At 41.9% G+C, this 20439-nt stretch carries 17 protein-coding genes; 13 read left to right on the forward strand and 4 right to left on the reverse strand.

The annotated features are described in order from the left end of the window. Positions 1-19 precede the first annotated feature (19 nt). On the reverse strand, positions 20-1510 hold the full coding sequence (locus tag MSC25_RS02400) for a CoA-acylating methylmalonate-semialdehyde dehydrogenase (protein WP_248442409.1): 1491 nt from the start codon (positions 1508-1510) through the stop codon (positions 20-22). A gap of 103 nt (positions 1511-1613) precedes the next feature. Then, the gene (locus tag MSC25_RS02405) at positions 1614-2795 is read right to left on the reverse strand and encodes an acetyl-CoA C-acyltransferase (RefSeq protein WP_064385417.1); all 1182 of its coding nucleotides are present in this window, start codon (positions 2793-2795) and stop codon (positions 1614-1616) included. A 330-nt stretch (positions 2796-3125) separates the two neighbouring features. On the opposite strand from MSC25_RS02405, the gene MSC25_RS02410 reads away from it, so the two are divergent. The 9 genes from MSC25_RS02410 to MSC25_RS02450 all read left to right on the forward strand — a co-directional run bounded on the left by MSC25_RS02410 (position 3126) and on the right by MSC25_RS02450 (position 12699). Continuing rightward, positions 3126-3560, forward strand: coding sequence for a MerR family DNA-binding transcriptional regulator (locus tag MSC25_RS02410; protein ID WP_004587901.1), 435 nt, complete (start codon positions 3126-3128; stop codon positions 3558-3560). A gap of 46 nt (positions 3561-3606) precedes the next feature. Continuing rightward, the gene (locus MSC25_RS02415) at positions 3607-4782 is read left to right on the forward strand and encodes an isovaleryl-CoA dehydrogenase (RefSeq protein WP_024034119.1); all 1176 of its coding nucleotides are present in this window, start codon (positions 3607-3609) and stop codon (positions 4780-4782) included. Positions 4783-4792: 10 nt separating this feature from the next. Further along, positions 4793-6400, forward strand: coding sequence for a carboxyl transferase domain-containing protein (locus MSC25_RS02420; protein WP_248442411.1), 1608 nt, complete (start codon positions 4793-4795; stop codon positions 6398-6400). 13 nt (positions 6401-6413) lie between these two features. After that, positions 6414-7184 (forward strand): enoyl-CoA hydratase/isomerase family protein, encoded by a 771-nt coding sequence (locus MSC25_RS02425; protein WP_248442413.1) that lies wholly within the window; start codon positions 6414-6416, stop codon positions 7182-7184. An 8-nt stretch (positions 7185-7192) separates the two neighbouring features. Then, complete coding sequence (locus tag MSC25_RS02430) at positions 7193-9184, forward strand: acetyl/propionyl/methylcrotonyl-CoA carboxylase subunit alpha (protein WP_248442415.1); 1992 nt, start codon at positions 7193-7195, stop codon at positions 9182-9184. Further along, positions 9184-10086, forward strand: coding sequence for a hydroxymethylglutaryl-CoA lyase (locus tag MSC25_RS02435; RefSeq protein WP_248442418.1), 903 nt, complete (start codon positions 9184-9186; stop codon positions 10084-10086). Before MSC25_RS02430 ends, MSC25_RS02435 begins: the two co-directional genes overlap by 1 nt. A 45-nt stretch (positions 10087-10131) precedes the next feature. Then, on the forward strand, positions 10132-10830 hold the full coding sequence (locus MSC25_RS02440) for a CoA transferase subunit A (protein WP_004587895.1): 699 nt from the start codon (positions 10132-10134) through the stop codon (positions 10828-10830). Between the two features lie 15 nt (positions 10831-10845). Then, a complete protein-coding gene (locus MSC25_RS02445) occupies positions 10846-11502 on the forward strand; it encodes a 3-oxoacid CoA-transferase subunit B (RefSeq protein WP_248442420.1) in 657 nt (218 codons plus the stop codon). A 315-nt stretch (positions 11503-11817) separates the two neighbouring features. Next, positions 11818-12699, forward strand: coding sequence for a LysR family transcriptional regulator (locus MSC25_RS02450; RefSeq protein WP_248442422.1), 882 nt, complete (start codon positions 11818-11820; stop codon positions 12697-12699). An 853-nt stretch (positions 12700-13552) separates the two neighbouring features. Here MSC25_RS02450 and MSC25_RS02455 read toward each other — a convergent pair. Both MSC25_RS02455 and msrA read right to left on the reverse strand, forming a co-directional pair. Continuing rightward, the gene (locus MSC25_RS02455; RefSeq protein ID WP_004587892.1) at positions 13553-14308 is read right to left on the reverse strand and encodes a transporter substrate-binding domain-containing protein; all 756 of its coding nucleotides are present in this window, start codon (positions 14306-14308) and stop codon (positions 13553-13555) included. A 115-nt stretch (positions 14309-14423) separates the two neighbouring features. Beyond that, positions 14424-15713, reverse strand: a complete 1290-nt coding sequence (msrA, locus tag MSC25_RS02460; protein ID WP_248442424.1) for a peptide-methionine (S)-S-oxide reductase MsrA — start codon at positions 15711-15713, stop codon at positions 14424-14426. A 196-nt stretch (positions 15714-15909) separates the two neighbouring features. On the opposite strand from msrA, the gene pxpB reads away from it, so the two are divergent. From pxpB to MSC25_RS02480, 4 genes are all read left to right on the forward strand, one after another. Beyond that, positions 15910-16569 (forward strand): 5-oxoprolinase subunit PxpB, encoded by a 660-nt coding sequence (gene pxpB / locus MSC25_RS02465; RefSeq protein ID WP_248442426.1) that lies wholly within the window; start codon positions 15910-15912, stop codon positions 16567-16569. A gap of 1 nt (position 16570) precedes the next feature. Further along, positions 16571-17503, forward strand: coding sequence for a biotin-dependent carboxyltransferase family protein (locus tag MSC25_RS02470; protein WP_248442427.1), 933 nt, complete (start codon positions 16571-16573; stop codon positions 17501-17503). 438 nt (positions 17504-17941) lie between these two features. Next, a complete protein-coding gene (gene asnB, locus MSC25_RS02475; RefSeq protein WP_248442428.1) occupies positions 17942-19615 on the forward strand; it encodes an asparagine synthase B in 1674 nt (557 codons plus the stop codon). Then, the gene (locus MSC25_RS02480) at positions 19599-20438 is read left to right on the forward strand and encodes a PhzF family phenazine biosynthesis protein (RefSeq protein WP_248442429.1); all 840 of its coding nucleotides are present in this window, start codon (positions 19599-19601) and stop codon (positions 20436-20438) included. The genes asnB and MSC25_RS02480 overlap by 17 nt, the downstream gene beginning before the upstream one ends. Position 20439 lies beyond the last annotated feature (1 nt).

Consider the following 20439-nt stretch of genomic DNA (forward strand, 5'->3'; position numbering starts at 1 on the left):
ATTATTATTTTTGGTGTGTTTATTTTAAATTAATGCTCATGTTTGGACCTGAAGCGATGTCGTCTTCAAACCAACGTGAGGTAATAGTTTTAGTTTCTGTGTAAAAACGTATACCTTGCTTACCATAGGTGTGTGTATCGCCGTAAAACGAGCCTTTCCAACCCGTAAACGAGAAAAACGGCAGCGGCACCGGAATAGGCACATTAATACCCACTTGGCCTACTTCAATTTCGTGTTGAAATTCACGAGCCGCAGCACCACTTGATGTAAATAACGAGGTACCGTTGCCGTACGGGCTTTCGTTAATAAGAGCAATTGCCTCATCAAGCGTATCTACAAACATACAGGCAAGCACAGGGCCAAAGATTTCTTCTTTGTATAAGTCCATGTCTTTTGTCACATCGGTAAATAGTGTTGGGCCAACCCAGTTACCTTGATCAAAGCCCTCTACTGTGTAGTTTGAGCCATCAATTAAACAGGTGGCGCCTTGCTCTTTACCGCTTGCTATAAGCGATAAAATACGCTCTTTTGCTGCTTTTGATGTTTGTGGGCCGTAGGCTGCGTCTTTGTCATCCCATACGCCTGGGCGTACGTTTTCAAAGCCTGCTTTTATTTCATCTACCCACTCACTTGCTTGGCCTACAAACACAGCCACCGAAATACCCATACAACGCTGGCCTGCAGCACCAACCGATGCGCCAACTAGGTTATTTACCACGTGCGATTTACTCGCATCTGGCATAATAACCATGTGATTTTTAGCACCCACACACGCTTGTACGCGCTTAAGGTTTTGTGTGCCTTTAGAATAAATGTATGCGCCTACACCACACGAGCCCACAAACGAAATTGCACGTACGGCTTTGTCTTCTAATAAGCGGTCTACTTGCGGTTTTGTACCATGAACCACTTGTAATACGCCTTTTGGTGCGCCGGCTTCAATAAATAGCTCAGCTAAACGCATTGGTGTGAGTGGGTCTTGCTCAGAGGGTTTTAAAATAAAGGTGTTACCACATACAATAGCTAGCGGAAACATCCAAAGTGGGATCATCGCCGGAAAGTTAAACGGCGTGATGCCTGCACATACGCCAAGGGGCTGCATGTAAGAATAGGTATCGATTTTACGGGCAACGTTTTCCATTGTTTCGCCCATCATTAGTGATGGTGCGTTAGCTGCTTGTTCTACTACTTCAATACCGCGCCATACATCGCCTTTTGCATCTTCAAACGTTTTACCTAGTTCGTGGCAAATAATGGTCGCAAGCTCATCGTGGTGCTCTTTTAACAGCGCCGCGTATTTCATCATAATGCGAGCACGCTCGGTAATGGGCACATCTTTCCATGTTTTAAATGTTTCTGAGGCCGAGGCAATAGCTGCATCCATTTCTGAGTCGGTAGTGCATGGAACTTGCGCAAGTACTTCTTGGTTTGCTGGGTTAATTACATCAATAAGCTCGTTTGAAGCCGACTGAACAAATTCGCCATTTATGAGTAGTGGAACTTGGTGCATGGGTAAATCCTGTTGTTAGTGTGTTCTTTTAAAAAATGGCACCGTTTTGTTATTAGTATGAGTACGGTGCATTTTAGTTGCTGTTAGTTAATTAACTTTTTTGTTAGTAAGCCTCTACAGCCATGGCTACAGCTTCGCCGCCGCCAATACATAAAGACGCAATTCCTTTTTTAAGGCCACGGTTTTTAAGTGCGTGAATAAGCGTGACTAAAATTCTCGCGCCGCTGGCACCAATTGGGTGGCCAAGTGCACACGCCCCACCGTTTACGTTTACTTTGCTCTCATCAAGTTTTAATTCGTTAATAGCAAGCATGGTCACCATGGCAAAGGCTTCGTTAATTTCCCAAAGATCTACATCAGCGGTTGTCCAGCCTGCTTTTTCAAGCACGCTGTTCATTGCGCCTACAGGTGCTACTGTAAATTCGCTTGGTTTTTGAGAGTGCGTGCTGTGCGCTACAATTTTACAAAGCGGTGTTAAGCCTTGCTCTTTAGCTTTTGATTCGCTCATTAATATAAGCGCTGCGCCACCATCAGAAATTGACGATGAATTAGCCGCAGTGATGGTGCCGTCTTTTTTAAAAGCAGCACGCAGGCTTGGTATTTTTTCTGGGCGGGCATTACCGGGTTGCTCATCAACCGATACGGTTACATCGCCTTTGCGAGTTTTTATGGTGTGCGGCGCAATTTCGTTTTCAAAGCTGCCGTTTTCAATTGCCGCATTAGCTTTACTTAAAGAGCTAAGTGCAAACTCATCCATTTGCTCACGGCCAATGCCGTACTCATCGGCAGTATCTTGTGCAAAACAGCCCATTGCTTTGTTATCGTAAGCATCTTCTAGGCCATCGCTCATCATATGATCTTTAATTTCGCCGTGGCCCATACGCATACCGCCACGTGCTTTAGGTATAAAATACGGTGCGTTACTCATGCTTTCCATGCCACCAGCAATTGCACTGCTAATTGAGCCCGCTTTAATTAAGTCGTTAGCGAGCATGGCGGCTTTTAAACCAGAGCCACATACTTTATTAATGGTGGTAGCTCCCGTGCCCAGAGCAAGGCCTGCTTTTAACATGGCTTGGCGTGCTGGCGCTTGGCCAAGGCCCGCCGGCAATACACAGCCCATAATTACTTCATCTATTGCATCATTTGCTAAACCAGTTTGTGCAAGCGCACTTGCAATGGCGGTTGCGCCAAGCTCGGTAGATTGTGCATCGGTCAATGCGCCCATAAACCCGCCCATTGGCGTACGCTTTGCTGCTACAATTACCACTGATTCTAAAGTCATAATTAACTCCGTTGTATTTATATGCAAATAGTTGTTAGAATATTTGCTCTATTAATTTAGTATTCATTTATTGTTTAACACCCTTACACAATACTAACGTTTACGCTAACGTCAACTAAAAAGCGTTTAATTTTTAGTTTTAAAAGTGTAAGCATTATTTTCCAGTAACGGCGAAGTGAACAATTAATAAAAATAAACTATTGAATATTAATAATATAATTTAACATTTCACATCAACACTCCTTTATAAATAGTTTCATACCACACCAAGCTTTACCTTTACGTAAACTTCACTTATATTGGAGTTATTCGAATGAGGTAAACACAACTATGAAACCAGATAACCAAACAAACTTTGCAAGTTCTGCAAAAGCGCCAAGCAGTAACGATCAAACCTTTAGTATTAGCGATTTAGCTAAAGAGTTTGATATTACCACCCGCTCTATTCGTTTTTACGAAGACCAAGGTTTAGTAAGCCCAGAGCGCAATGGCCAAACCCGTATTTATTCAAAACGCGACAAAGTTCGCTTAAAACTAATACTGCGTGGCAAACGCTTAGGCTTTACGCTTGCAGAAACAGGCCGTTTGTTTGAACTGTACGACGCTGATAAATCAAGCGCTAAACAGCTGGTCACTATGCTCGATTTAATTGCAGAGAAAAAAGCCGACCTATCTCAGCAAATGGACGACATAAAAGTTGTGCTTATGGAATTAGTGACAGCGGAGCGCCGCTGCAGAGACACACTTAATAAAATAGACGAGTAGCCTATTTTAATAATAAAAACACACTGACAACACACAGGAATGAATCATGAGCACTATTTCACTTTATAAAGAGATGAACTTTGGCCTTGGCGAAACCGCCGATATGATCCGCGACCACGTAAATAGCTTTGCAAGCCAAGAAATTGCGCCACTGGCTGAACAAACCGATATGGACAACGCGTTTCCTAATCAGCTTTGGCCGCAAATGGGCGAAATGGGTGTACTAGGCATGACCGTATCTGAAGATTTTGGCGGTGCAGGCTTAGGCTACTTAGAGCATGTAATTGCCATGGAAGAAATTAGCCGTGCGAGTGCATCAATTGGATTAAGCTATGGTGCGCATTCAAACTTGTGTGTAAATCAAATTAACCGTAACGGTAACCAAGCACAAAAAGAAAAATACTTACCAAAGCTTATTAGCGGCGAACACATTGGTGCCCTTGCCATGAGCGAACCAAATGCAGGCTCTGACGTGGTATCAATGAAACTTAAAGCTGAAAAAAAAGGCGATAAGTACATTTTAAATGGCAATAAAATGTGGATCACCAACGGCCCTGATGCACACACATTTGTTATTTATGCAAAAACAGATTTAGAAGCCGGCGCTAAAGGCATTACCGCATTTATTGTTGAAAAAGACTTCCCTGGTTTTTCTACCGCGCAAAAGCTAGACAAGCTTGGTATGCGTGGCTCAAACACGTGTGAGCTGGTGTTTGAAAACTGCGAAGTACCAGAAGAAAACATTTTAGGTAACCTAAACGAAGGCGTTAAGGTACTAATGAGCGGCCTAGATTACGAACGTGTAGTACTTGCTGCAGGCCCGCTTGGCATAATGCAAGCCTGTATGGATATTGTTGTACCGTACATTCATGAACGGAAACAATTCGACACCCCTATTGGCCAATTTCAGTTAATTCAAGGCAAAGTAGCCGACATGTATACGCAAATGAACGCAGCGCGCTCATACGTTTATACCGTTGCAAAAGCGTGTGACCGCGGCGAAACCACCCGTAAAGATGCCGCCGGCGCCATTTTATATGCTGCGGAGCTTGCCACTAAAATGGCGCTCGATGCCATTCAAATTTTAGGGGGTAACGGCTACATAAACGAATACGCCACAGGGCGCTTATTGCGTGATGCCAAACTATATGAAATTGGTGCTGGCACATCAGAAATACGTCGCATGCTTATTGGCCGCGAACTCTTTACCGAAAGCCGTTAAGGATTAAATTATGACGATATTAAAATCGAGCGTTAATCCTCACGATCCTACTTTTGTGCAAAATCACAAAAACATGGCAGCTTTGGTTGATGATTTACACAGTAAAGTAGCCACCATAAGCTTAGGCGGCGGCGCTGCGTTAAAAGAGCGCCATGAAGGCAGAGGTAAGTTATTTGTACGCGACCGTATTAGCACTTTATTAGATGAAGGCTCACCGTTTTTAGAAATTTCGCAATTTGCAGCCTTTGGTGTGTACGAACAAGAAATTGCCTGTGCGGGTGTAGTTGCTGGTATTGGCCGTGTTAAAGGTATTGAATGCATGATCATTGCAAACGATGCCACGGTAAAAGGCGGTACGTACTTTCCGCTTACCGTTAAAAAGCATTTACGCGCGCAAGATATAGCCGAGCGCTGCCACTTACCGTGTATTTATTTGGTTGATTCGGGCGGTGCCAACCTGCCTGAGCAAGACGATGTATTCCCTGATAAATTACATTTTGGCCGTATTTTTTATAACCAAGCCCGTATGTCGGGTAAAGGTATTCCTCAAATTGCTGTGGTAATGGGGTTATGTACCGCAGGTGGCGCATATGTACCCGCTATGGCCGATGAAAGCATAATAGTAAAAGAGCAAGGCACTATATTTTTAGCCGGCCCGCCACTTGTAAAAGCAGCGACTGGTGAAGTAGTCAGCGCCGAAGAATTAGGCGGCGCCGATGTGCATTGTAAAACATCGGGGGTGGCTGACCACTTTGCAGAAAATGACGAGCATGCGCTGTCTATTGCCCGCCAATGTATTGAGCGTATTAATTACACGCGCCCTACAGCCCCTCTTTTAGAGGATGTAAAACCACCACGTTACGATATAAACGAGCTTTACGGCATTGTAGGCACCGACCTTAAAAAGCCATTTGATGTGCGTGAAGTTATTGCCCGTACGGTTGATGATTCATCGTTTGATGAATTTAAACGCTACTTTGGTGAAACGCTCGTCACCGGCTTTGCCAGCATTTACGGGAACCCTGTAGGCATAGTAGCTAATAACGGCATTTTATTTAGTGAGTCGGCGCAAAAAGGCGCGCACTTTATTCAGCTATGTGCACAGCGCAATATTCCTTTAGTGTTTTTACAAAATATTACCGGCTTTATGGTGGGTAAAAAATACGAAGCCGAAGGTATAGCAAAGCACGGCGCTAAAATGGTGATGGCAGTTTCGTGTGCCGATGTACCTAAATTTACGGTGCTAATTGGTGGCTCTTATGGCGCTGGTAACTACGGTATGTGTGGTCGCGCATTTGAACCCACCTTGATGTGGATGTGGCCCAATGCCCGTATTTCGGTAATGGGTGGCGAGCAAGCCGCCGGTGTAATGGCGCAAGTTAAGCAAGATGGCTTAGCACGTAAAGGCCATAGCATGAGCGAGCAAGAAGTTAGCGATTTTAAAAAGCCAATAATTGATCAGTACGAAGAGCAAGGTCATCCGTATTACGCAAGCGCCCGCTTGTGGGACGACGGCATTATTGACCCTGCCGATACCCGTAACGTATTAGGCCTTGCCTTAAGTGCAGCTCAAAATGCACCACAGCAAGACTCTAAGTTTGGCGTATTTAGAATGTAACCGGAGCGCAAAAATGTCAGTAACACTACAAATAACAAAATCTAATGTGGCTGTACTTGTTTTAAGCCGAGTTGAAAAACGTAACGCATTTAATAGTGAAGTAATACACGAGCTAATTCAGTGCATAGAGCATGCAAATACGCTCGATATTCGCGCTTTGGTTTTAAAAACTGAAGGCAAGCACTTTTCTGCCGGTGCCGATTTAGCCTGGATGAAATCAATGGCTGATAACAACTACGCCGATAATCTGGCCGATTCTATGCAGCTCGCTAAATTAATGCAGGTACTAGCCGCCTCTCCTCACCCAACCATATGTGCTGTACAAGGCGCTGCGTTTGGCGGCGCTCTGGGCTTAATTGCATGTTGCGATATTGCCCTAAGTAAAGACGATGCGCAGTTTTGTTTAAGCGAAGTAAAGCTAGGGCTTATCCCTGCGGTAATCAGCCCGTATGTAATTAAAGCCATTAGTGAGCGTGCCGCGCGCCGCTACTTTTTAACTGCCGAGGTGTTTGATGCCCACACAGCAAAACAACTTGGTTTGGTTCATCAGGTGACCGGTAATTTAGACTGTGCCCTTGATAACATGCTGCAAACATTAATCGATAACGGGCCAGTCGCTGTAAAAGCCGCTAAATCATTAATTAACGATGTAGCAAATAAGCCTATTAATGATGATCTTATTGAACTCACGGCCGAACGTATTGCAAATATTCGGGTATCGGACGAAGGCCAAGAAGGACTAAGCGCCTTTTTTGATAAACGCCCTCCCGCTTGGCAACTGTAGGACTAATTATGAACACACACACATTAAAAAAGATACTCATTGCCAACCGTGGTGAAATTGCATGCCGTATAATGCGAAGTGCAAAGCAAATGGGCTTAACAACGGTGGCTGTTTACTCTGACGCCGACAAACACGCACAACATGTAAAAATGGCTGATGAGGCCTACCACATTGGCCCTGCACCAAGTAAAGACTCATACCTTGTAACAGATAAAATTTTACAGGTTGCAAAAACAAGCGGTGCCGACTGTATACACCCTGGGTACGGTTTTTTATCTGAAAACAGCGAATTTGCTAACGCCTGTGAAGCTAACAACATTGCGTTTATTGGCCCACTTGCAAGCAGCATAGAAGCCATGGGCTCTAAAACCCGCGCCAAAGAAATTATGGCCGCGGCAAATGTACCATTAGTGCCAGGCTACTACGGTGATAACCAAGACCCTGCTTTTTTACAATCTGAGGCTGAAAAAATTGGCTACCCCGTGCTCATTAAAGCGGCCTTTGGTGGTGGCGGTAAAGGCATGCGCGTTGTTGAGCATGCCAAAGACTTTATAACTGCACTTGAGGGCGCGCAGCGTGAAGCAATAGCGGGCTTTGGTAACGACTTAGTACTGCTTGAGCGCTATGTTAACCAGCCTCGCCATGTTGAAGTACAAGTTTTTGCCGATAACCACGGTAACTGTGTTTATTTAGGGGATCGTGATTGCTCATTACAGCGCCGTCATCAAAAAGTAATTGAAGAAGCCCCAGCGCCTGGTTTGTCTGATGAACTGCGTAAAGAAATGGGTGAAGCCGCAGTACGCTGTGCCCTTGCAATAAACTACAGAGGTGCAGGTACGGTTGAGTTTTTACTGTGTGGCGATGAGTTTTTCTTTATGGAAATGAACACGCGCCTACAAGTAGAGCACCCTGTAACCGAAATGGTAACCGGCGTAGATTTAGTAAATTGGCAAATTAATATTGCCGCTGGGCAAACACTGCCACTAACGCAATCAGATATACAACTCCAAGGCCACAGCTTTGAAGCGCGTATTTACGCAGAAGATCCAAGTAACGACTTTATTCCCTGCTCGGGCACAATAGAAGCGTTAAGCACACCACTTAACAGTGAGTTTGTACGAATTGATACCGGTATTGCACAAGGCGATGAAATAAGCCCGTTTTACGACCCTATGATTGCAAAGCTTATAGTACATGATGATAACCGAGAGCAAGCATTATCGCGTTTACGCCAAGCACTTGAGCAATTTCACTTAGCGGGTTTTAGCACTAACATTGGCTTTTTACACAACTTAGCAAGCCACCCTACATTTGCTCAAGGTGCGCCAAGCACCCACTTTATTGCCGAGCAAGGCGATGCATTGGTAAGTGTTGATAGCTCAGCACTTGAAAAAGCACAACTAATTGCAGCCTTTGCCTACCTTGAATCGCTTGGTGCTAAAAAGGCAACTCAGCAAAGCGCAAGCCCGTGGCAACAACTCAGTGGTTTTACGCTTAACGCACCCCAAAAAGTGGATGTACCATTTACAGACTTAGCTATAAGCGCCGTTAAAACTAAAACGGGTTATGTTGTAACGCATAATGATAAGTCGTTCGATATAGCAGGCTCTGTAAACCAAAACGTATGTAATGTGTTTATTAATGGGGAAAAATTTACCGCCCATGTTAGCCACGTTGATAATAGTATTAGCGTGATGTTTGCTGCGCTGCAAATTAAGCTTGCTTTAAACACTAAACATTACATTAGCAGCCATGAAAGTGACGCCCTGCCCCTTGCGGCGCCACTTAATGGCACTGTGGTTAAGCATTTAGTTGATGTAGGCAGCACCATTACCAAAGGCGATGCCGTAGTGATTATTGAAGCCATGAAAATGGAATACACGCTCAACGCCCCGCACGATGGTATTTTACAAAGCTACTGCTTTGATGAAGGCGAATTAGTTTCGCACGGCGCTTTATTAGCAATTGTAGAAGACACCACGGCGCAGGAGGCATCGTGATGGCTTCTTTCCCAACTAAAGTTAAAATTGTTGAAGTAGGCGCGCGAGATGGCCTACAAAACGAAAAGTCAGTCACTGCATCTGATAAAATTTCATTAATAAATGCACTCAGTGATGCTGGCATAAAAAATATTGAAGCCGGTGCTTTTGTATCGCCTAAATGGGTGCCACAAATGGCCGATTCGGCCGAGGTGATAACAGCGCTTAATTTACCCCATGTAAATTTAAGTGCGCTTACACCCAACTTAAAAGGCGCTCAAGCGGCCCATGCCGTTGGCATAAAAGAATTTGCCATATTTACCGCGGCAAGCGAATCGTTCTGTCAAAAAAATATAAATTGCAGTATTGATGAGAGTATTGAGCGTTTTAGCGATGTTATGGCATTTGCAAAAGCCAATAACATACGTGTACGCGGTTATGTAAGTTGTGTACTCGGTTGCCCTTATGAAGGAGAAATAGACCCGCATAAAGTACTTAGCGTTTCGCAAAAGCTTTTAGATTTAGGCTGCTACGAAATAAGCCTTGGCGATACCATAGGTGTTGGCACTGCAAATAAAGTTACCCAGCTTTTAACACTTTTGCTTGAACATATTGATAAATCAAAACTGGCAGTGCATTTTCATGATACCTACGGGCAAGCGCTCACAAATATTTACGCAGCGTTAAGCTTAGGTATAGCAACGGTTGATGCCGCTGTTGCAGGCCTTGGCGGCTGCCCTTATGCCAAAGGCGCGTCAGGAAATGTTGCCACCGAAGATGTGGTTTACTTACTCAATGAGCTTGGCATAGAGCATGGAATTGATTTACAAAGGTTAAGTAGCGCTGGTTGGAAAATTACACAAGCACTTGGCAAAACGCCTGTAAGCAAAGTTTCAATTGCATTAGGCAACACACAAAAATAATAGCTTAACTTGCCAAATGGCAGTTAACACAATGAGGAGAGTCTCATGGCCGGTTTTGATAAAGTGGTTTCTAGTTACGAAGCTGCAATGGCAGGGTTAAAAGACGGCGATACCGTTATTGCTGGCGGCTTTGGCTTATGCGGTATTCCTGAGGGCTTAATTAAACAAATTAAGGCAATGAACACCAAAGAGCTAACCGTGGTTTCTAACAACTGTGGTGTAGATGACTTTGGATTAGGAATTTTACTTAAAGATAAACAAATTAAAAAAGTAATTGCCTCATACGTGGGTGAAAACGCCCTATTTGAGCAGCAATTACTAAGCGGTGAAATAGATGTAGAGCTTACCCCGCAAGGTACCTTGGCTGAAAAAATGCGGGCGGGCGGTGCAGGTATTCCTGCATTTTATACCGCTACAGGTTACGGTACGCCCGTTGCAGAGGGTAAAGATGTAAAAGAATTTGACGGTCGCCCTTATATTTTAGAAGAGTCGATCACCGGTGAGTTCGCCATTGTAAAAGCGTGGAAAGCCGACCGATACGGTAATTTAGTATTTAGGCACACTGCCATGAACTTTAACCCAATGGCCGCAACAGCAGGTAAGATTACCGTTGCCGAAGTAGAAGAAATAGTAGAGCCCGGTGAACTTGAGCCAAGCCAAATTCATACCCCCGGCATTTTTGTAAATCGCGTTATTAAAGGCGACTTTGAAAAACGCATTGAACGTGTAACAACACGAGATTAAGCAGGAGCATAGGTTATGGCATTATCACGTGAACAAGTTGCAATGCGCGTTGCACAGGAACTACAAGACGGCTTTTACGTTAATTTGGGCATAGGAATTCCGACACTCGTCGCAAACTATGTACCTGATGGTATTGAAGTTATGTTACAGTCAGAAAATGGGCTTTTAGGTATGGGTCCCTACCCAACAAAAGCCGAGCTAGACGCAGATATGATAAACGCGGGTAAAGAAACCGTGACAGCTGCCACAGGTGCAGCCATATTTAATAGTGCAGATAGTTTTGCCATGATACGGGGTGGTCATGTAGACTTAACCGTTCTGGGTGCATTTGAAGTAGACCAAAGCGGCAACATTGCCTCGTGGATGATCCCTAGAAAGCTGATAAAAGGCATGGGGGGCGCAATGGATTTAGTCGCTGGGGCAAAGAATATTATTGTTACTATGACCCATGCCAGTAAGCATGGTGATTCTAAATTATTAGAGTCGTGCACATTACCGCTAACGGGCGTTAATTGCGTTAAAAAAATAGTAACAGATTTGGCCGTACTTGAAGTTAAAGACGGCGCATTTCATTTACTCGAGCGCGCTCCGGGCGTATCGGTTGATGAAATCATTAGTAAAACAGCAGGTAAATTACTTGTTGACGGTGAAGTACCAGAAATGGTTTTTTAACGCTTTACCATGAACCGACCTCATTCCCAGTGCCAATGGCGCTGAGTTACCCAAAATCCCTCGCAAGAGGGATTTTTTTTGCCTGCCATAAACTTTTTTTCAGTTTTAATACAGTTGTAGTAAATATTATCTATAATACAAATAGCTTTTAATGTAAGCGCTTAGATTATTTGCACTAATTTGTGGATTGTCTGCACCTTTTTTGTGAACTAGTGCTATATTTAAAATTAAACTATTGATATTATTATATTAAATTATTGGTTCGATTATTGCCTATTAAAGGCGTCTTAAATTAATTAAACAATTCTGGAAAACATGCAAACTCCTATTCGAGGCCTCCGCTCTTTTTGCTTTGCAGCAAAAAGCTTAAGTTTTAAACATGCAGCTAAAGAGCTGTACTTAACGCCCTCTGCGGTAAGCCATCAGATAAAACAACTTGAAGAACAACTGGGCATTGAACTCTTTCAACGCCAAACCCGATCCATTAGTTTAACGGCTGCGGGTAAAAACTTTTTTGATGCCATTTCGCCTATTATCTATACGCTTGAAAACACCATCAATGAGTTCAGTCAATTGCAGCAAAATACTAATATAACCATTACGCTGCCTGAATTTTTTGCCAGTGAACTACTTATGCCTAAATTAAGTGAGTGGACATCTGAGCACCCTAATATAAATTTACAAATGGATACGCTCAAAACCCGTAAAGAGCTAACCCGTCACAGTGATTTATCGATTGTTTTATCCTCAAGTAAACCCTCTGAGGGCCTTACTACAGAGCTATTTAATCTTGAATATATACCGGCGTGTAACGAAAAACTGTTAAAACAGTGGAAAGACGATCACTGCCAAGCACTAAACCAAGTACCATTAATCCTTCACAAAGCAAGGCCGTGGGCATGGCACCAATGGGCAGAAAAAGCAGGTATAGATGACTTTTCGCCTACGCAAATTATACAAATTGATAGTATGTTTGGGGTCGCTCGTGCAGCGCAACAGGGTATTGGCATTTCACTTATACCGCTGCCTATTAGCCAAAGCTGGTTTGATGAAAAATGGCTTTATAAATTATTTCAACAGCCCCTTACCACCAAAGATAAATACTATTTAGTACAGCATGAAGCTAATTCGCCAAATCCCGCGCTAGATTTATTTGCCAAATGGGTTGTATCCACATTTAGCAACATTCAAGGTTAGTGCTGCCTTAGTAAATTCAATTTACATTTTGGTTTGAATACGCCAATTTTAATGTGTGCAGCACGTAGCAAGTGCTAAAGCTGCACACAATAAACTGTAAAGCTCCTTCTTTTTTACTTTCCTGAAACTTAACAACACCATTTAGTGATTTATTATTAATTAAATATTTTTATTTAATCATTCGTTTTTTCCCTACAAGCTAACCTATATAAATTTATCATTTAAAATCAATAAAATAACACAACACGTTAGACTAAATCTATAGCTTAATTTTTTTCACTTATTGGTTTTATTTTTATCGTTTGTCTGACTTTTACGATTATTTTAAAGTTAACCCATCGCAAGCAAACAGCTAAACGTTTTTACTAATTAGACATTATTTACTGTTTTGCACCAAATAAATGCAACCTTTTTAGATGTGATAGCTCTAACAAGGTAAGAAAAGAATCTTATATTGTGTGTGTAAGATGTTGTCAGTGTGAAAAGGCAGTTCAAGTCAGGTGGTGACTTGGTTTGAACTGTTTTTTATTCCACCAGCAGCACGCAGCAATAACGTAATTAGCTACTTTGTAGCAAACCAAATCTTATATTGTGTGTGTAAGATGTTGTCAGTGTGAAAAAGCAGTTCAAGTTAGGTGGTGACTTGGTTTGGACTGTTTTTTATTCCACCAGCAACACGCAGCAATAACGTAATTAGCTACTATATAGCAAACCAAATCTTATATTGTGTGTGTAAGATGTTGTCAGTGTGAAAAGCGGTTCATGTGAGGTGGAGACCTTATATGGGCCGTTTTTGTTTTATAAACACGATTACCTGCCCCACCGTTTTATACCAATTCGCTTAAATTTAGTATTATTCAACTATAAAGTTATGTTTTTGTTTAAGCTCTTCAATGGCATTTTCATTGTCTTTTAAAAATACATTAAACTTTTTAACGAGCTGTGGGTGTTTAATGCTCGATAACATAAATGCTTGGTGATCAACAGGCAACTGATGTTGAAAAAACACAGGGACGGGAGTATCAAAAAATTCTTCTATATTGTATTTAAGTACATCGTGTGAAATATATATACAATCAACTCGCTCTTTATGCAGCAGATAAATCATCTCAATAACGTTATCATTTTCGAGTACTTGCAAGCCTGGCATTGAGGTTAACTTTTCAAGCCCTTGCAATGTAAAGCCACGCACTTTTGCAAGTGATTTACAATCTTCAAGTTTAATATTGTCCTTTAAGCTCGCTATCCCTGTATGTGTAACTAATGAAGGCACAGAATAATTAATATCTTGTTGATGCTGATTTTTATAACTTACTTGCCAATTAGGGTTGTCGGGGTATTTAAAGTCAACATGGTGATGCTCTATAAATTCTTTATAAAGGCGCGGAATAGGCAAAGTGTAAAATTCAAATTTAATATTTTGTTGTTTTGCAAATAGTTCCAGTAACTCTTTACTAAAACCAAAATAATCACGCTTACTAGTGCCACTGCCATCGTAATAAGGTAGGTATTCTATATTCTCTACCCCTATTACATATTTTTCGGTTGGCTGTGCTAATACAGGGCTTATAGTTATAAGCCCTGATACAAGTGCTAACGTGTTAATCAATTTGATAGTAAATGCCGTTTATATCGTTTGGATTATTAATTTATATATCATAATCACAGTTAATTAAAGTTTAGATTTATTAAATATAAAAGAGCGAATTAATCGCTCTTATAAATTAGCTTTTGTCACGAGGTATAAACTCTAACACAGTAGCATTAATACAGTATCTATCTGTGCCTCTTGGCCCCTCACCTTTAAATAAATGCCCTAAATGTATACCGGTGCTTTTTGATTTAAGCTCAATTCGAGTCATCCCCCAGCTGGTATCTTTATGCTTAGTAACACTATTTTTAACCGGATGTTTAAACGACAGCCACCCCGTGCCCGAATTAAATCTATCGCGAGTATCAAATAATGGCTCACCACTTAATTTATCAACAAATACGCCATCGGGAGTGTTTTTAAATTCTTTATACTCTTTACAGTAAGGTCTGTCGGTGCGCTCATTAAATGCGACTTCGTAGGCATCACTATCGCCTAGCTTAAAGGCGCCAAGCGCTTTGTAAAATTCAGCGGGGCTTGCATAGCCTTGACGCGCGTACACCTCTTTTCCATTTTCTAAAAACAAAATGGTGGGGGTTGCCCAAGTTGCCGATTTTATAGTTAGGCCATTAAGCTCATCGGCGTGACGAAATGTCAGTGGGATTGAACCTTTGTAATTGTTAGCGACTGTTTTTTTAAATTTTTCACAGTAAGGGCAGTATTCGCGCGAATCAAGTACCACAATCTGCTTGCCCGTGAGTAAAACACTATTGTCTACATCTGCTTTTTTAGTTTTATTAAATACCACACCCGTGGCGTGATCTGGGCAATAGCCATTTGGGTTCTTTTGTAAATAATTTTGATGGTACTCCTCAGCAGATACAAACCCCTCAAGCGGTTTTATTACTGTTTTAATTGCCCCATAACCGGCTTCACTTAATAACGGCTGATACTCGGCTTTAACTTGCTCTGCAAGCTGCGCTTGCTCTTTAGTGGTAGTAAGAATAATTGATCGATACTGCGTGCCAATATCATTACCTTGGCGATTCGATTGTGTAGGATCATGGCTTTCAAAGTAATTTTGTAATAGCGCTTTAGAAGAAATGATATTGCTGTTGTACATCACTTGCACTACTTCAGCGTAGTTGTTTTCGTCAAACCGGCGAGATTGGTCGGTGATATTTTTATAGCTTGCTTTAAAGCCGTGCCCGTCTGCATAGCCTGATTCTGCATCAATAACCCCTTCTAGTGCTTCGTAGCGCTTTTCGGCTCCCCAAAAACAGCCAGAGCCTAACACAATGGTTTTTATATGCATTGTGGCCTCTACGTTACTGTGCTCTATTTTTTCGGTTGATAAAGCAAAACAGCCGGCGCTAAATGTAATTGCGGCGCCTAATAAATAAACTGAGCGAGAAAATGTCATAAATACCTCTTAATACCTGCGTGTTTTAATTAAGACCCAACATCCCTTGTTTTAATTTCAGAAAATAAATACGTGCTAAATTTGAATACAGTTTGAGTCTGCATTTCTTTTTCGTTTATTTTTCTTATGGCTAGGTACTGAATAAATTGACAAAACTATGTTAGCTTTGCTGCACGTTGTATAAAAAGATTAAATTATGACTGCATTTTTACAGGTATTTACTTTAACAAATAACAGTTTGCTATTAGATGCCACACAGCATAAACAAAACAATGTGTTAGACACTCAAAAAAAAATTTGGGCACTCACTAAGCAGCTAAAGCAAAGTAACGAATTTATTGATTTAGTCCCAGGCATGAACTCTTTAACGCTTTATTTAAAATCGGCAAGTAATTTAAAAAAATGGCAAAACGCCTTGCCTGATTTATGGGACAAAGTACAAGCAACAACATTTAAAGGCACTCACCATAAAATACACACTACTTATGAAGGAGAAGATTTAGATTTTGTTGCCAAACAAACTAATTTAACACCCCAGCAAATTATTCAAATACATAGCCAAGCCACTTACCACGTTTTATTTTTAGGGTTTCAGCCCGGGTTTGCTTATCTACATGGATTAGATTCACGCTTGCATATCCCACGCAGAGACACGCCGCGTACTAAAGTCCCTAAAGGTGCCGTTGCTTTAGGCGCAGAGCAAACTGCCATTTACCCAGCAGAAACACCTGGCGGTTGGCATATCATTGGCCACACAAACACGCCCCTTTTTGATAGCACACACCCAGATCCTTGCTTATTTAAACCCGGCGACACGCTATCGTTCGTTTCAATAAACACAGTGCAAGGAGCATAAAGTGATAAAAGTTCTTAAACCCGGCGTACAACTTACAATTCAAGATGGCGGGCGCTGCGGTTATCGTCATTTAGGTATTAGCCAAGCGGGTTGTTTAGACCCTTACGCACAAATAATTGCCAATAAATTAGTGGGTAACAAAGATAATGAAGCTGTGCTTGAGGTTACGTTAGGCCTGTGCGAGTTACAGTTTGAAACCGATACTATTATTGCCCTACAAGGTGCTGATTTAAATGCTGCGCTTGATGAAACGCCCTTGTACCCTGGCTGGAGTTACCAAGTAAGAGCCAAACAAACTTTAAGCTTTGATACAGGCCGCGCTGGTTTGCGTGCCTATGTAGCCGTACAAGGTGGCATTGATGTTAAAGATATCATGGGCTCAAAATCAACCGATTTAAACGCGCTCTTTGGTGGTTTAGCAGGTAAAGCACTTAGCGAGGGCGACATTATTCCTATTAAAACATCGCCCGTGCCAATAACGCGCTTTATACAGCGCGGCGCTATTACTCCGCCTAAACTAAAGGTGATTAGGGTACATGCAAGCCCACATGCGCAACTATTAGGTGATACGCTACTTAAACAGTTTTTTTCAACGGCGTTTAAAGTAAGCCATAACAGCAACAGAATGGGCCTTAGGCTAACAAACGAAAGCCCCCTAACTCATAGTCACTCACTTGCCTCTCTTGGTACAGGCCCGGGCTCTATTCAATTACCTCCCAGTGGTGAGCCTATTGTATTACTTAACGACGCTCAAACAACCGGTGGCTACCCATTACTTGGCACGGTAATAGAGGCTGATTTACATCAATTTGCGCAATTTAGACCCGGTGACTCAATTGAATTTAAGCAAGTAACCCATGAGCAAGCTAGCTTAGCAAAACAAAAGCTTAAAGGTCACTTACATCAGCTCAGCTTGGCGCTTAAATATAGTTAACTCTAAGGTGAGATATAAACCTATTACAAGGAGCTAATAAAAGTACAAGCGGCGCTCTACTTAACTTGCAATAGGTAGGCTTAGATTGGTTAATTAAGCGCATAAAATTAAAACACGCTAACGCAAAAAATTATAATAAGGCAATTTAAGCTCTGCTTTAATTTTCGCACACACTTGGTGCATTTGTGCAGTGTGCTTTTTTGCAAACACTGCACTGAATGCCTTACTAACGCCACTTTAAGCACCAAAGGTGTTGTAAATATAGCCACACCTGCGCGCAGCGCACTAATTTGGTGCGCGCACTTTTCAGTTGGTGCATAAATTATTCTTAATTAATTGTAAAAGCAGTGTGACTTGAGTAATTATTTCTGATAAAACAAGGTTTCGCAGCACAGCAAAGTTGCCCTGCTGCACACATAATAGGAATGAGGAGTTACTATGTGTTCAATTTTTGGTGTATTAGATATTAAATCTAACGCCACTCAGTTGCGTACCCAAGCAATTGAAATGTCAAAACTACTGAGGCACCGTGGCCCAGATTGGTCTGGTGTGTATTCATCTGAAAAAGCGATTTTAGTGCATGAACGCTTAGCCATTGTTGGTGTATCAAGCGGCGCACAACCATTATATAACCCTGAAAAAACAAATATTTTAGCGGTTAACGGCGAAATTTATAACCACAAAGAGCTGGCAGCAGAGCTAGAGGTAGATTTTGAATTTCAGACTCAATCAGACTGTGAAGTTATTTTAGCGTTATACAAACAAAAAGGGCCTGAGTTTTTAGATGACTTAAATGGTATTTTTGCATTTTGTTTATACGATGAAGAAAACGATGCGTACTTAATTGGCCGCGATCACATTGGTATTATTCCGCTTTATACTGGTCACGATGAGCATGGTAATTTTTATGTTGCCTCAGAGCTTAAAGCGCTTTCACCAATTTGTAAGCACATTGAAGAGTTTCCACCAGGGCACTACCTATACAGCAAAAATGGTGAACTAACGCCTTATTATAAGCGCGATTGGGAAACCTTTGATTCAGTTAAAGATAACAGCGCACAAGCGCAAGACGTAAAAGAAGCGCTAGAAAGCGCTGTAAAACGCCAGCTAATGTGTGATGTACCGTATGGTGTATTGCTATCGGGCGGTTTAGACTCGTCGGTTATTTCGGCTATTACGCAACGTTTTGCTGCTAAACGTATTGAAGATAACGATGAAAGCGACGCATGGTGGCCTAAGCTGCATTCATTTTCTGTTGGGCTTGAGGGTTCACCTGATTTAGCCGCTGCGCAAAAAGTAGCGGATATGATTGGCACAGTACATCACCCTATTCACTTTACCATTCAAGAAGGTATTGATGCGCTTCGTGAGGTTATTTACCACATTGAAACGTACGATGTAACCACCATCCGTGCCTCAACGCCAATGTATTTAATGGCGCGCCAAATTAAAGCTATGGGTATTAAAATGGTATTATCAGGCGAAGGCGCTGATGAACTATTTGGTGGCTATTTATACTTCCATAAAGCGCCAAACGCACAAGAGTTTCATGAAGAGCTAAACCGTAAAGTGTCAAAGCTGCATATGTTTGACTGTTTACGTGCCAATAAGTCAATGGCTGCATGGGGCGTAGAAGCACGCGTACCGTTTCTTGATAAAGAGTTTGTTGATGTGGCTATGCGTATCAACCCTGAAGCAAAAATGTGTAAAGATGGCAAAATTGAAAAGCACATTTTACGCGAAGGCTTCGATGGCTACCTGCCTGAAGAAGTACTGTGGCGTCAAAAAGAGCAATTCTCAGACGGTGTTGGCTACAGCTGGATAGACACGTTAAAAGAGTTTGTAAACGAGCAAGTAAGCGACCAAGAGCTTGCTAACGCTAAGTTTAAGTACCCTATTAACACGCCTGATTCTAAAGAAGCGTATTACTATCGCTCTATTTTTGAATCACACTTCCCAGGTGATGCATCAGCTAAATGTGTACCACATGGTAAGTCGGTTGCGTGTTCAACCCCTGAAGCACTTGCATGGGATGCATCATTTCAAAATAATGCTGATCCTTCAGGCCGTGCTGCTGGCGTTCACAACGACGCGTATGCAAGCAAAGGCTAAACGCACCCTTTTATCGCAACGTAGGCTACAACAGCCTAGGTTGCGATATATAAAGCACCTTTATTCAGTTCCTGTATTTTCTAGTTCACAGCATAACTTAGCTGGTTCAAGTGCGTTAATTGTTATTTATACGCAAGGGTTAAGTACGCGTGTAATGCAAAAAATTGCATCAAATTCGCAGCACCCTGCTAGCGTTTTTTTAAATGAAAATGAAATTTCTCACCGGGTATGTAACATTCGCTGGTTTAACCAAACATCAGAAATTAAGCGCTGCGGCCATGGCACCCTTGCTGCTGCAAAATGTTTATTAGCACACTTTGGTTTTTGCCCTTCACACTTTATTTCAAACGATAAAGAACGGTTTAAAATCAAGCGATCTACAGGCCAGGTTCAACTTCAGCTAGCGGCTATTAATTTAAAAAAGAGTGATGAGGTTAACAGCCTTAGTGATGTGTTTTCGCACTCTATAAAAGCTACTTACTCAACAGCTTATAAAAATGGCTATACCGTTGTACTGTTTAAAAACATGGCTGATTTAAAGCATTTAGAGGTTAATTTTACACATTTAGTAAATGTGCATAACAATGCGGTAATTGCACTGCAAATACATAGTATTAATAAAAACAGCGCAAGCGCATATTTTAGGTATTTTGCGCCGCAATTTGGGGTAAATGAAGATACGGCTACAGGCTCTGCTGTGTCGGTTATTGCGCCCCTTATTTTTAGACTGCATGGTTTAAATAAAGTAGGCCTTATGCAGCAGTCACCAAAGGGCGCGCTGCTAAACTACACGTTTAGCAGCAATCAGGTAGTTGTAAATTAAG

The sequence above is a fragment of the Pseudoalteromonas sp. 1CM17D genome (genome assembly GCF_023161805.1).
GTDB lineage: Bacteria > Pseudomonadota > Gammaproteobacteria > Enterobacterales > Alteromonadaceae > Pseudoalteromonas > Pseudoalteromonas atlantica.